Here is a 13775-nt window from a genome sequence, read left to right as displayed (position 1 = left end):
TCGACCGTGACTCGCCCATGATTCATGCCCCGCGCCGATCCGATCCGCACCCGGGGTTTGGAGTTCTGTCGCGCCCCCATCCGTCCAGCCTTTGCCGCATCGCCGTCCCCAGTCGTCCCTGCCGGCGGCGCCGGCCCCGGATCCGGGGATGGATTTGGGGATCGGCCGGCAGGGGGCGCGACAAGACTCCAACCTCGACCCTGGCCTTGTGGCCGCCGCCAGGGGTCCGCCAGGGTGGATGTTTGGAGTCTTGTCTCGCCCCATCCCGCCCCTATCCCGGAAGAGGCGCCCCGGTCGGGTGGGTCTCGGAGGGGTGCTTGTGGAGCATGGAAAGCGCGGTCTATAACGAACCGCCGTGGCGCCGGCCATTGGTCCTGCCTTTGGTTTTCCGGCGCCCGGCCACATGCTCAACACAATGAATGGCGGCAGGATGAACGGCAATTCCGCGCAGAAGATCGTCCCGGTGCTGCTGTCCGGCGGTACGGGGTCCCGTTTGTGGCCCTTGTCGCGCGAGCTGTATCCCAAGCAGTTCCTGCCGCTCTGCTCCGACCGGACGATGCTCCAGGACACCGCCCTGCGGGTCAGCAGCCAATCCGGTTCCACGCCCGCCGGCGGCACTGCGGAGACCGTCTTCTCGGCCCCCCTGGTGATCTGCAACCAGGAACATCGCTTCCTCGCCGCCGAGCAGCTGCGCCAGTCGCGCTGCACGCCGCGCGGCATCATCCTGGAGCCGGCCGGCCGCAACACCGCCGCCGCCTGCGCGCTCGCCGCCCTCGCAGTGACCGCCGACGACCCGGACGCGCTGCTGCTGATCCTGCCGGCCGACCACGAGATCCGCGACGCCGAGGCCTTCCGCCGTGCCGTCGCCATCGCCGCCCGCGCCGCCCAGGCCGGCCGGTTGGTCACCTTCGGCATCACCCCGACCCGTCCGGAGACCGGCTACGGCTATATCCGCCGCGGCCATTCGATGGACGAGGCCGACGGCGCCTACAACGTCGCCGCCTTCGTCGAGAAGCCGTCGCTGGAGGTGGCCGAGCGCTATCTCGCCGAGGGCACCTATGCCTGGAACAGCGGCATGTTCCTGTTCCCGGCCGCCCGCCTGCTGGCCGAGCTGGAGCGCCACGCCCCGGCGGTGCTGGCCGCCTGCCGTGAGGCGCTGGACCAGGGATCGAAGGACCTCGACTTCTTCCGCCTGGACGCCGCCGCCTTCGCCAAGGCGCCCAGCATCTCCATCGACTATGCGGTGATGGAGCGCACCGACCGCGCCGCCGTCGTCCCCTGCGAGATCGGCTGGACCGACGTCGGCGCCTGGTCGGCGCTGTGGGACGTCGGCAACAAGGACGGCGAGGGCAACGTCGTCGTCGGCGACGTGCTGCTGGAGGGCGCCCGCGACTGCTACGTCCGCAGCGACAACCACCTGACCGCCGTGGTCGGGGTGGAGAACGCCGTGGTGGTGGTGGTGGACGACGCCGTTCTGGTCGCCGACCGCTCCCAGGCGCAGGACGTCAAGCGCATCGTCGACCGGCTGAAGGCGGAGGGGCGCAGCGAGTCCGTCAGCCACCGCCGGGTCCACCGCCCCTGGGGCTCCTACCAGTCGCTGCACACCGGCGACCGCTTCCAGGTGAAGAGCCTGACCATCGCCCCCGGCTCGCGCCTGTCCCTGCAGAAGCACCATCACCGCGCCGAGCACTGGGTGGTGGTCAACGGCACCGCGCTGGTCACCCGCGGCGAGGAGCAGGTGATGGTCTACGAGAACCAGTCGATCTACATCCCGATCGGCACGGTCCACCGGCTGGAGAACCCCGGCAAGGTGCCGCTGACCATCATCGAGGTGCAGTCCGGCTCCTATCTGGGCGAGGACGACATCGTCCGGCTGGAGGACGTCTACGGCCGCAACTGAGCGGCAACGGCTGTTGCCGCCGAAGGGCCGCGACTGCGGCCCCGCGGGCACGTGCCCGCGATAGCCAAGAGGCCGGACGGCCTCGCCGGCGCCTGAGGCCAACGACGAGCGCCTCCGCGCAAGCGGAGGCGCCGCTTGTGTCTCTTTGCGGGCGTCGGCATTGGCGGCTTGGTCCGGATCGCCACCTTCCGGTAGAAAGAGGATGCGAGGGTGCCACAGCGGCGCCCCGCCTTCTGCTGCCGGAACCATCATGACCATCGAGCCGCCGCCCGACGACCGCATCCCCGAACTCTATGCCGACGGGGTCTTCGACATCGGCTTCGGCAACGGCATGGTCCGGATCGACCTGTTCAGCCTGTCGGCGCTGCGCAAGGACGACAACGGCCAGCCGCTGCCCGCCATCCGCCAGCGGGTGGTGATGAGCCTGCCCGGCTTCCTCGCCAGCCTGTCCGCCCTGGAAGGGATGCGCCAGCGGCTCGAGGCCGCCGGCGTGCTGCCGTCCAATTCCGGCACCGTGCCGGCCCCCGCGCCTGCTCCTTCCCCGGCCTTCCAGAGCCCGGTGCAGGCCCCGATCCAACCGGCCTCCCCCACAGGTCCGTCCCCCTCCCCCGCGACGGCGGCCCCCCCGGCCGGCCGGCCCCGCTCGCCGAACTTCGGCTGACCGATGCCGGACGCCAGCACGACCGTCGCGCCGCCCCCGCCGCCGGGTCCGGACGCCGCCCCCGACCGCGCCACCCATGATCGCGACGAAAGCACCGCGCTGCGCTGCCTGACGCTGGTGGCGCGCCACCACGGCCTGTCGGCCTCGCCGTCCGCCCTGCGCGCCCGCGTCGCCCCAGGCAGGGGTGAGCCCTCGACCGCCGACCTGCTGCGCATCGCCGCCGCCACCGGCTTCAAGGCGACCGCCCGCCGGCTGGACTGGAAGGCCCTGCAGGCCCTGCCCCCCGTCTTCCCGCTGCTGGCGCGGCTGTCCAACGGCAACACCGTCATCCTGGTCGGGCTGTCGCGCCTGGCGGACCCCACCGAGGAGCCGATGGTCGGCGTCGTCGATCCGCTGGCCGACCGGCTGGACGTGATCGACGTGCCGCGCGACCGCTTCCTGGAACGTTGGGACGGCGAGCTGGTCTTCCTCAAGCCGCGCCACGGCCTTGCCGACCCGCGCCAGCCCTTCGGCCTGCGCTGGTTCGTGCCGGAGATCCTGCGCCAGAAATCGGCCTTCCGCGACGTGGTGGTGGCGGCGCTGGTTCTGCACGCGCTCGCCCTTGCCGTCCCGGTCTATTTCCAGATCGTGATCGACAAGGTGCTGGTGAACGAGACCGTCGCCACCTTGCAGGTGCTGACCATCGGCGTGCTGGCCGCCCTGCTGTTCGAGGCGGCCTTCCGCTTCCTGCGCCAGTTCATCCTGCTGTCCGCCGCCAACCGCATCGACATCCGCCTGCTGAACCGCACCTTCGGCCATCTGCTGGATCTGCCGATCACCTTCTTCGACGGGCATTCGGCCGGCGTCACCGTGCGCCACATGCAGCAGGTGGAGCGCATCCGCGAATTCCTGACCGGCAACCTGCTGTCCACCGTGCTCGACAGCCTGGTGCTGCTGGTCTTCCTGCCGGTGCTGTTCTTCTATTCGGTCAAGCTGACCCTGGTGGCGCTGCTGTTCGCGGCCCTGATCGCCGGGGTGGTGGTCGCCCTGGTGCCGGTCTACCGCAGCCGCCTGAGCGATCTCTACAACGCCGATGCCGAGCGGCAGGCCATGCTGGTGGAGACCATCCACGGCATGCGCACCGTCAAGTCCTCGGCGCTCGAACCGCTGCAGCGCCGCGGCTGGGACCGCAAGGCGGCGCGTGCGGTGACCAGCCATTACCGGGTCGGCCGCATCTCCATCGCCGCCCGCACGGTGACCGAGTTCCTGGAGAAGGCGATGATGGTGGCGGTGGTCGCCGTCGGCGCCTTCGACGTCTTCGACCGCCAGCTGTCGGTCGGCGCCCTGATCGCCTTCCAGATGCTGTCGGGCCGGGTGGTGACGCCGCTGGTCCAGATCGTCTCGCTGATCCACCAGTATCAGGAGACCGCGCTCTCCGTCCGCATGCTGGGCGAGGTGATGAACCACCCGGCCGAGCCCAGGCGCGAAGGCAGCGGCGCCTGCCCCGCCCTGATCGGCCGCATCGAGATCGAGGGGCTCGGCTTCCGCTACGACCGCAACCGGCCGGCGGCGCTCGATGGCGTCACCCTGACCGTGCCGGCGGGGTCCGTCGTCGGGCTGGTCGGGCGCAGCGGCTCGGGCAAGAGCACGCTGATGCGCCTCCTCCAGGGTTTCTACCCGCTGCAGGAGGGCACCATCCGCTATGACGGGCTGGACATCCGCGAGCTGGATCTGGGCCATCTGCGCCGCTCCATCGGCGTGGTGCTGCAGGAGAATTTCCTGTTCCGCGGCACCATCCGCGACAACATCGCCATGACCATGCCCGAGGCCAGCCGCGAGGAGATCGTCGAGGCCGCCCGGCTGGCCGGCGCCGACGAGTTCATCCACCGCCTGCCCGACGGCTACGACACGCTGGTGGAGGAGGGGGCGAGCAACCTGTCCGGCGGCCAGAAGCAGCGCATCGCCATCGCCCGCGCCCTGCTGCCCCAGCCGCGCCTGCTGATCCTGGACGAGGCGACCAGCGCGCTCGACCCCGACAGCGAGGCCATCGTCATGGCCAACCTGCGGCGCATCGCCCGCGGCCGCACCGTGCTGATCGTCACCCACCGGCTCTCCACCCTGACCGGCTGCGACACCATCGCCGTGCTGGAGCAGGGCCGCCTGCTCGACCTCGCCCCCCATCCCATCCTGCTCGACCGCTGCGCCGAATACCGGCATCTGTGGCAGCAGCAGAACCGGGGGCGCTGAGCCATGCCCGATACACAGATGCCCGAGATGGACAGCGAGGACGCCACGCAGGCCGAAACCGGCCGCGAGGTCGTCCCGGCCAAGCCCTCTCCCCCTGCGCCTCCCGCTCGCCGCCGCCCTGCCCTGCCCGCCCCCTCGGCGCCGCCGCCGGGCTTCGCGCTGGATTACCTGCCGGACGGCGCGGCCATCGAACATGCGCCGCTGCCCTGGGTGGCGCGCTCCACCCTCTATGTGCTGGCCGGGCTCTTGGCGGCGCTGGTCCTGTGGGCCGGCTTCGCCCAGGTCGACCGCATCGTCACCGCCGGCGGCCGGCTGGTGACCACGGCGCCGCTGGTGGTGGCCCAGCCGCTGGAGACCGCGGTGGTGCGCGGCGTCGACGTGCAGGTCGGCGACTTTGTCCGGGCCGGCGACCGTCTGGCGACGCTCGACCCCACCTTCGCCGCGGCGGATCTGGCCGACCTGACCGGCAAGCTCGCCGGCGTCGAGGCCCAGATCGGCCGGCTGCGCGCAGAACTGGACGGCAGCGACTTCACCCCCGCCGCCGGAAACCCCGCCAATACCCCAGACTTGGCGGTCCAGGCCGCCATCCTGGAGCGCCGCCGCGCCGAATACCGCGCCCGCCTCGCCTCGCTGGACGAGAAGGCCGGGCAGTTGGACAGCGCCATCGCCGCCAGCCGCCGCGCCCAGGCCGGCCTTGCCGAGCGGCTCGCCGTGGTCGGCGAGGTGGAGGACATCCGCCGCCAGCTTCAGGAACGCCAGACCGGCTCGCGCCTGACCTACCTGGAGGCGCGGATCGAGCGGCTGCGCATGCGCGACGACCTGACCGCCCTGCAGGACCGCGAGCGGGAGAGCGAACATGAGCTGCGCGGCGTCCAGGCCGACCGCGCCGCCTTCATCGACGAATGGCGCCGCAAGACGGCGGAGGAACTGGTGGAGCAGACCCGCCAGCGGGCCACCCTGGTCGAGCAGATCGCCAAGGCCGAGCGCCGCCGTTCGCTGGTCACCCTGACCGCCCCGGTCGACGCGGTGGTGCTGGAGGTGGCCAAGCGCTCCGTCGGCTCCGTCATCCGCGAGGCCGAGCCGCTGGTCACCCTGGTCCCCGCCGACGTGCCGCTGGAGGTGGAGGCCGACATCCCGTCGCGCGACATCGGTCTGGTCCGGGTCGGCGATTTCGTGCGGGTGAAGCTGGACGCCTTCCCCTTCCAGCGCCACGGCACCCTGTCCGGCGAGATCCGCACCATCAGCGCCGACGCCTTCACCCACGACCCCGCCCAGGGAAGCGGGGCCAGCTCCATCAACGCCGACGCCCCCCGCCCGGCCGCCGGCGGCGCCGTCTTCCGCACCCGCATCCGCCTGACCGACACCCAGCTGGAGGCGGTGCCCGACGGCACGAGGCTCAGCCCCGGCATGGTCGCCTCGGCCGAGATCCGCGTCGGCACCCGCTCGGTGCTGTCCTACTTCCTCTACCCCGTCATCCGCGCGCTGGACGAGAGCATCCGCGAGCCGTGAGGAGCCGCAAGGTTCCGTTGCCGAAGCCCTTCACCGGGCAGGGCCATTCCGGTGGAACGACATAGCCCATAGTGGTATGTAGGCACCTGTCCGTTTGGATAGCCGATCCGCAGGGCTGTGCGTCGGGAGACGGTTCGTCTTTCCGGTTGCGGTGTGCCTTGCGGCCCGTCCACAGCCTCCCCCGTGAATACCGCCCCGTGATTTCCGCCATGCCTTTCGTGCCCGACCACAGCGTCCCACGGCTCCGCCTGGGCCGAACCTGGATGTTCGCCTATGGCCTGGCCATCCTGCTCTTCACCTGGCTGATGGCCAACCTGCCGCTGGTGGCGATCCCGGAGGCGGCCTATGACGACGCCCTGTTCGTCCGGCAGGCGGTGAACCTGCTGGCCGGACGCTGGCTCGGCGCCTACGACAACCTCACCCTGGCGAAGGGGCCCTTCTACCCGGTGTGGATCGCCTTCGGCTGGCTGGCCGGCCTGCCGATCCTGGTGTCTCAGGGGCTGGCCTACGCCCTGGCCTGTCTGGTGCTGGTCCGCGGTTTGCGGGGCTGGCTGCCGGCGGGGCGGAGGGGCGAAGCAGTGGCCTTCGGCCTGTTCCTGCTGCTGCTGTTCAACCCGATGACCTACGGCGTCGGCCAGATGCGGGTGATGCGCGAGGGGATTTATGTCCCGCTGACCATTCTGCTGTTCGGGCTCGGTGTCTGGTGGTTCCGCTGGCGGGACCGCGGGCTGGCGCGTCGCGCCCTGCTGGCCGGCGGGATGGGCGGGGTGCTCGGCCTGTTCTGGTGCACGCGCGAGGAGGGGCTGTGGGTGCTGCCGGCCTTCGCCGCCGGCTTCGGGCTCCTGCTGCTGACGCGCCTGCTGGCGGAGGGGCCGGACGGGCGCCTGCGCCTTGCCGGACGGGGGGCTGGAAAAGGAATGGCCCGGACGGCCGGCGCCCTGGTGGCGGAAACCGGTCTGGCCGGTCTGGCGGCCGGCGCCGCCCTGCTGGTGATCGGCGGCTTCGGCTGGATGAACCAGCGCCATTACGGCGTCTCCGACGTCGTGGAGTTCAAGCAGCAGGAGTTCATGGCCGCCTACGGATCGCTGTCGCGGGTGCGGCACCGCACGCCCTGGGTCCCCTATGTCGTGATCCCGCGCGAGGTGCTGGAGCGCGTCTATCCCGTCAGCCCGGCCGCGGCGGAGCTGCGTCCCTATTTCGACGGCACCGCGCCGGACGGGCTGGAGCAGGTCGGCTGCGCCACCTACGGCGTCACGCCTTGCGACGGCGAGATCCGCGCCGGCTGGTTCATGTGGGCGCTGCGCGACGCCACCGCGCAGGCCGGCCATTACCGCACCGCCACCGGGGCGAAGGACTTCTATCGGCGCATGGCCGGGGAGATCGGCGCCGCCTGCGACGACGGCCGGCTGGACTGCCTGCCGCCGCGGGCGACCATGGTCCCGCCCTTCCGGACCGATTACGTGTGGCCGACCCTGAGCGCGGCGGCGCGGATGGTCGGCTTTCTGGCGACGATGGAAAGCTCCGGCGTGCCACGCCCGGCCATGTCCTGCACTGTTGACGATTGCGGGCAGAGCCCCGGCCGCGCGGTCTTCCTGGACATGGTCCGTTCGCCCCTGTTCACCCATGCGCCCTGGCTGCTTGCCTCCACCGATTTCCAGCGCCGCAGCCAGGACGGCGGAACCCTGCCCTTCCAGCGCCGTGCCGCCATGGTCGCGAAGCTGCTGGATGGCGTCGCCGCGGCCTATCGCGCTGCCCTGCCCGTCCTGCTGGTGGCCGGCCTGATCGGCTACGCGGCGGCCCTGGTCGCCGCCGTCCGCCGCCGCCGCATCGACCCGCTGTTGCTGGCCGGCGGCGTCGCCGCCCTGCTGGTGCTGTCGCGGGTGGGGCTGCTGGCCGTTCTGGAGGCCACGGCGATCCCCAGCATGAACTCGCTCTACCTGTCGCCGGCCTATCCGATGCTGCTCCTGTTCGGTGCGACGGCCGTGCTGGGCGCCCTGAGGATGCTGGTCCGCCGCCCGGTCTCCACCCCCATTCCGTCCCCCATTCTGCCGGCGGCCCGGCCGCCGATCGGCGAGCTGGTGCAGGAGGACGCTCCGGCCGCCTCCGCGGATGCGCCCGCAGAGGCGCCCGCCGAAGCGGTTGGGGCCGGCAGGCCATAGCCCTTAAGAGGCTGTACGTCCGGGCGCGTTCTTTTTCTCCGGGGTTCGGGAAAGTTTGGGGCTTCTCAAGAAGGGGCCCCGATCGCCATGACCCCCATCCGGTCCTCCATCTCCGTCCAGACCTCAACCCCGTCGCCGTCCCGCTACGCCCCGGCCGTGCCGTCCGCCGGCCGGCTGTCCCTGCGGGGCCTGTCCGTTTCCGCCGGGGGGCTGTTCGCCGCCGTCGTGCTGGCCCTGTCGGTGCTCTACGCGGCGATGGCCTGGACGCCCTCCTCCTACGGGGTGGCGCTGCGCCAGATGGGGGTGACGGAGGACAGCGGCCTCGTGCTGGGCAAGCCGCGCGACATCCGCAGCGACGAATGGGCGGTGTGGACGCCCTATCTCCAGATCGCGGTCGACAATGATTTCGCCCGCCACAACGCCCATTCGCCCTATCACGAGGATCTGCGCAACTTCAACGCCCTGCCCCTGCGGGACTGGGCGCTGCCCTTCAAGCCGCAATACTGGGCCTTCTTCCTGGTCGATCCGGCCCATGCCTTCGCCGTCTACCATGCCGCCTTCATCGCCCTGTTCCTGATCGGCTATCAGCGGATGGGGCGGATGCTGGGGATGGCGCCGGGCATCTCGGTCTGCTTCTCGCTGCTCGCCTTCTTCGCCGGCTACACCCAATATGCCTGGACCACCACCGGGCCGCTGCTCGCCCTGTTTCCCTGGCTGCTGGTGACGCTGGCGGCGCCGTTGCGGCTGCCGGTGAAGGGGGTGCTGCTCTACTGGCTGTCGGCGGTCTGGCTGCTGTCGCACTTCTACCCGCCGGTGATCCTGTCGCTGGGCTTCGTCGGCGCCGTGCTGGTGCTGGCGCTGCGCCGCGACCTGCTGCGGTGGCCGCTGCTGGCGACGGCGGGGCTGGCCGCCGCCCTGGCCGCCGGCACCGTCTACGCCTATCTGGCCGAACCGCTGCAGGCGATGACCGCGACCGTCTATCCCGGCCAGCGGCACAGCGACGGCGGCAGCGGCGACTGGCGCATCTGGCTGTCGACGGTCCTGCCCTTCATCACCACCCGCGGCTTCGACAGCCTGATCGTCCACAACATCGTGGAGACCGGGGCGATCGGCAGCTATTGGCCGCTGCTGCTCCTGGTCTTCGCCGACTGGCGGCAGGGGCTGACCGGCGGAGCCGTCGATCGCGGCCGGCTGCTGACGGCCCTGGCGGTGCTGGGCGGCGGGCTGGCGCTGGTGTCGGCCTGGATGCTGCTGCCCATCCCGGCGGCGGTGGGGAAAATCCTGCTGTGGGACCGCGTCTTCCCGCCGCGCATGATCGTGGCGGTCGGCCTGCTGGCGCTGGTCGCCACCGCGCTGCTGGCCGGTTCGGTCCGCTGGCGGATCACGCCCCTGCGCGTCGCGCTGTTCACCGCCGCCGTTCTGGCGGCCTGGGTGCTGTCCAAGCGCGCCGGCGGCGTGGCGCCCTGGTCCAGCCTGTTCGACGGGACGATCCTGCTGGTGCTGGCCGGCGGGCTGGCGCTGCGCTACCTCCTGCCGCTTCTGAAACTGCCGGCGCCCCAAACGGGCACGCTGGTGGCAGGGGTGGCGGTGGCGGCCAACCTGCTGACCTTCGGGCAGTTCAACCCGATCCAGTCGGCCAAGCCGATCTTCGACCGGCCGCAGACCGCCCTGACCGCCCGGCTGTCGGCCCAGCAGGCGGCGCACCCCAAGGGCTGGCTGGTGGAGACGCTGCCGATCTTCACCGGGGCGGTGCTGGCCGGCTGGGGCTACAACTCCATCGCCCACACGCTGATCGCCCCGCATGTGGACTTCTTCCGCCCGCTCTTCCTCGACATGGCGGAGGACCGCTTCACCCAGGTCTTCAACCGCTATGCCCACATCATCCCGGACACGGTGACGGAGCCGGTCTCCCCCTATCCCGATCAGGTCCGGGTGCCCTGGTCGGCCCTGGATCCCAGGGCCGCGAATTCCGGCACTCCAGCGCGGGAGGCGAGCGTCCTTCCGGCCGATGGGGCCCCGGCCGGCGGGCCGTTCCCGACCGGCGGCAGCCTGGACGAGGTCCGGCTGGAGAACGGGATGCTGCGCCTGCGCGGCTGGGCGCCCTGGACCGGCGTCCGTGCCACGCAGGGCGTCACGGTGGTGAGCGACGTGCCCCTGACCGTGGTGTCCCACGGGGTGGAGCGCCGGCCCGACCTGCAGGCCGCCTTCCCCGCCGCCGACCGCGGACAGGCCGGCTTCACCATCCTGCTGCGGCCGGCGGCATCGGACCGGCCGCCGGTGCTGTGCGTGCTGGCCCGCGACACCGATGCCGGCACCATCGCCCTGGCCACCCCCCGTCCGGCGAATGACGGAGAGGAGCCGGGCTGCCGCCGGCTGGGGCTGGCGAAGTGATGCTGGCGCGGTGATGCGGCGGATGGCCAAGGGAGATGGCCAGGGACAGATGGTTGTGGTGACCCCGCATCGCTCACAACGGGGTAACGCGCGCCTCCCCCTCCCTCCCCGGAAGCCCTTGCCTTAAGCCGGAAAAACCCATGCCGGAGGCCGTGGACGCGCTACTTTCAGGCGGATGACGCCCAACGACGAAGAGCGGACCATGACCAGGAGCGACAACGCGACCGTGCTGGTGACCGGCGGCGCCGGCTATATCGGCTCCCATGTGGTGCTGGCGCTGCGCGACCAGGGACGCGCCGTCGTGGTGCTGGACGATCTGTCCACCGGCCGGCGCCAGGCGATCCCCGACGGCACGGCCCTGGTCGAGGGCGATGTCGGCGACAAGGCGCTGCTGGCCCGGACCTTCGCCCGCCACGGCATCGGCACCGTGATGCATTTCGCCGGCAGCATCGTCGTGCCGGAATCGGTGGAGCGGCCGCTCGCCTACTACCGCAACAACACGGTGAAGAGCCATGCCCTGATCGAGGCCTGCGTGGAGGCCGGGATCGGCCGCTTCATCTTCTCCTCCACCGCCGCCGTCTACGGCATGCCCGACCGCCTGCCGATCGACGAGCAGACGCCGACCAGCCCGATCAACCCCTACGGCTCCTCCAAGCTGATGACGGAGTGGATGCTGCGCGACGGTGCGGCGGCGCACGACCTGCGTTATGTGGCGCTGCGCTATTTCAACGTCGCCGGCGCCGACCCGCAGGGCCGCTCCGGACAGGTGTCGAAGGTCGCCACCCACCTGATCAAGATCGCCGCCCAGACCGTCACCGGCCAGCGGGCGGAGTTGCAGATCTTCGGCGACGACTACGACACGGCGGACGGCACCTGCGTGCGCGACTACATCCATGTCAGCGACCTCGCCGACGCCCATGTCGCGGCGCTCCGCCATCTGGAGGCGGGCGGCGCGTCGGAGGTGCTGAACTGCGGCTACGGCCGCGGCTATTCGGTGCGCGAGGTGCTGTCGATGGTGGAGCGGGTGACCGGCAAGCCGCTGCCCATGCGCATCGGCCCGCGCCGCGCCGGCGATCCCCCGGCCCTGGTGGCGGGGGTGGAGCGCATCGGCCGGACGCTCGACTGGACCCCGCGCCACGCCGACCTGGAGACCATCGTCGCCTCGGCGCTCGCCTGGGAGGAGCGGCTGGTGAAGGGCGTCTGAGAGAGATCCCGGAGCGCCCTCCTCGCCGGCCCCGTCAGCCCGCCCCATCAACTCGCCGCGATCATCCCCGCCGTCAGCTGGCCGGGGGTGAGGCCGGCCAGCCGGATTTCCAGCGTGGAGTTGCTGGTGTAAACGCTGCTGAAATCGGCGTCGGTGAAGCGGCCGACCAGCATCGGGGTCCCGTCGGACGACAGGAAGGACGCCATGCTGAAGCGGTCGGCGATCTGCTGCGCGGACAGGGTGGTCTGCTCGAAGCGCAGCGTGTCGGCGCCGGGCTGGAAGTCGGTGATCGTCGTCACCCCGGACGGCCCGGCATAGATGTTGAAGCCCGGCCCCGGCCCGGTCGTCGGCCGCGCGACGACGAATGTATCCGCACCGGCTCCGCCGGCCAGCGTGTCGGTGCCCGACGACAGATAGATCGTGTCGTTGCCGTTCCCGCCGTCGATGAGGTCGTTGTAGGACGTATAGTAGGTCGGCTCGATGTATTTGCTGCGCCAGAAGGACGACATGATGGTGTCGTTGCCGTCGCCGCCGTTGATGGTCCCCGTCATCCGGATGAAGTCGTTGCCGGCACCGGCGTTGATCGTCACCTCCTTGGAGTAATAGCCGCCATAGGGCAGGTAGACGCTCTCCGGCATCAGGATGGTGTCGTCCCCGCTGCTGCCGGTCAGAAGGACGGTCGAGTTGGGATAGTCCCCGTTGGTGAGATAGTAGGAGAGGTTGGTCACCTCGACGTTGGACGGGATGGTGTAGCTGGTGATCCTGTCGCCCAGCCACATCGTGTCGGTGCCGCCGTTGGCCCCTTCCTGGACCGTGACGCTGTTGGTGTAGACGTAATAGGTGTCGTCGCCGGAGCCGCCGTTCAGATAATCGCTCTGGTAGCCGTAGAGGACGTCGTTGCCGGTCTCGCCGAAGATGGTGTCGCTGCCCAGTCCGCCCTGCAGCGTGTCGTTGCCCGACCCGCCGTTCATGTGGTCGCCATGGCCGGTGGTGCTGTAGATGCTGGTGATGCTGTCGTTGCCGCTCAAGGCGGCCAGATCGCGCGGCAGCCGCCCCTCGCGCAGGCCGAACTCCTGCCAATGCTGTGCCGCGGAGGTGATGCCGGCCGCCGCCGCCTCGGCGACGTCGGGATAGGCCGACAGGTACCAGGCCGTGTCGAGCGCCCCGCTGCGGTCGGTCTGCGGCGCCGGCGCCATGTAGTAGGCGATGCCCTCGTAGCGCATGTTGGGCAGGGTGGCGACCACCGCGTCCCGCTCCTCCGCCGAGCCGGTGTAGAAATGCGCGCCGTTGTCGGAGTTCCAGAACCGGTAGACCGCCTGCGACGCGGCCGCCGTCTGCACCGTGCTGGCGCTGTAGGCCGCCCCTTCGTAGGCGTAGTTCGGCATTGTGCTGCGCACCGCGTCCCGTTCGGCGGTGCTGGCGGTGTAGAAGAAGGTGCCGGTGTCCGCCCGGCGGAACCGCCAGACGGTGGTGTCGGTCGCCGTGGGGTTGGTGAAGGCGACCCCCTCGTAATTCATCGAGGACAGGTTGGTTGCGACGGCGTCCCGCTCGACCTCGCTCCCCGTATAGAAATGCGACCCCGTGATGGTGTTCCAGAAGCGCCAGACCGGCATCCCTCACCCCCAGATTGCGTTCCGCGAGCGGAGGATAGGAGCAGATTCAACGATTTGGAATGGTGCTGATGGTCATAGCCGCTATCCCGACGTGCATGGCAGTTCTGACGCC

The 13775-nt window shown here is 70.8% G+C and carries 8 protein-coding genes; 7 read left to right on the top strand and 1 reads right to left on the bottom strand.

Annotation, left to right across the window (positions count from 1 at the left end; genetic code table 11):
* Positions 1-430 precede the first annotated feature (430 nt).
* The 7 genes from B9N97_RS07325 to galE all read left to right on the top strand — a co-directional run bounded on the left by B9N97_RS07325 (position 431) and on the right by galE (position 12050).
* The gene (locus B9N97_RS07325; protein ID WP_085084907.1) at positions 431-1900 is read left to right on the top strand and encodes a mannose-1-phosphate guanylyltransferase/mannose-6-phosphate isomerase; all 1470 of its coding nucleotides are present in this window, start codon (positions 431-433) and stop codon (positions 1898-1900) included.
* 250 nt (positions 1901-2150) lie between these two features.
* Positions 2151-2561, top strand: a complete 411-nt coding sequence (locus B9N97_RS07320) for a hypothetical protein (RefSeq protein ID WP_085084905.1) — start codon at positions 2151-2153, stop codon at positions 2559-2561.
* Between the two features lie 3 nt (positions 2562-2564).
* Positions 2565-4787 (top strand): peptidase domain-containing ABC transporter, encoded by a 2223-nt coding sequence (locus B9N97_RS07315; protein WP_208621173.1) that lies wholly within the window; start codon positions 2565-2567, stop codon positions 4785-4787.
* A gap of 3 nt (positions 4788-4790) precedes the next feature.
* Positions 4791-6296: an HlyD family type I secretion periplasmic adaptor subunit gene (locus tag B9N97_RS07310; RefSeq protein ID WP_085084903.1), complete on the top strand. Its 1506-nt coding sequence runs from the start codon at positions 4791-4793 to the stop codon at positions 6294-6296.
* 209 nt (positions 6297-6505) lie between these two features.
* Entirely contained in the window at positions 6506-8455 is a 1950-nt protein-coding gene (locus tag B9N97_RS07305) for a hypothetical protein (RefSeq protein WP_143266486.1), read from the top strand.
* A gap of 87 nt (positions 8456-8542) precedes the next feature.
* Positions 8543-10846, top strand: a complete 2304-nt coding sequence (locus B9N97_RS07300) for a DUF7657 domain-containing protein (RefSeq protein ID WP_085084899.1) — start codon at positions 8543-8545, stop codon at positions 10844-10846.
* A 202-nt stretch (positions 10847-11048) separates the two neighbouring features.
* A complete protein-coding gene (gene galE / locus B9N97_RS07295) occupies positions 11049-12050 on the top strand; it encodes a UDP-glucose 4-epimerase GalE (protein WP_085085309.1) in 1002 nt (333 codons plus the stop codon).
* A 47-nt stretch (positions 12051-12097) separates the two neighbouring features.
* On the opposite strand, the gene B9N97_RS36675 is transcribed toward galE, so the two are convergent.
* Positions 12098-13663, bottom strand: a complete 1566-nt coding sequence (locus B9N97_RS36675) for a calcium-binding protein (RefSeq protein ID WP_085084897.1) — start codon at positions 13661-13663, stop codon at positions 12098-12100.
* Positions 13664-13775: the final 112 nt, after the last annotated feature.

Origin of the sequence: Azospirillum oryzae, from assembly GCF_900177515.1 — a bacterium.
Lineage (GTDB): Bacteria > Pseudomonadota > Alphaproteobacteria > Azospirillales > Azospirillaceae > Azospirillum > Azospirillum oryzae_A.
The sequence above is the reverse complement of the archived record's forward strand: the minus strand, read 5'-3'. Positions and strand labels throughout refer to the sequence as shown.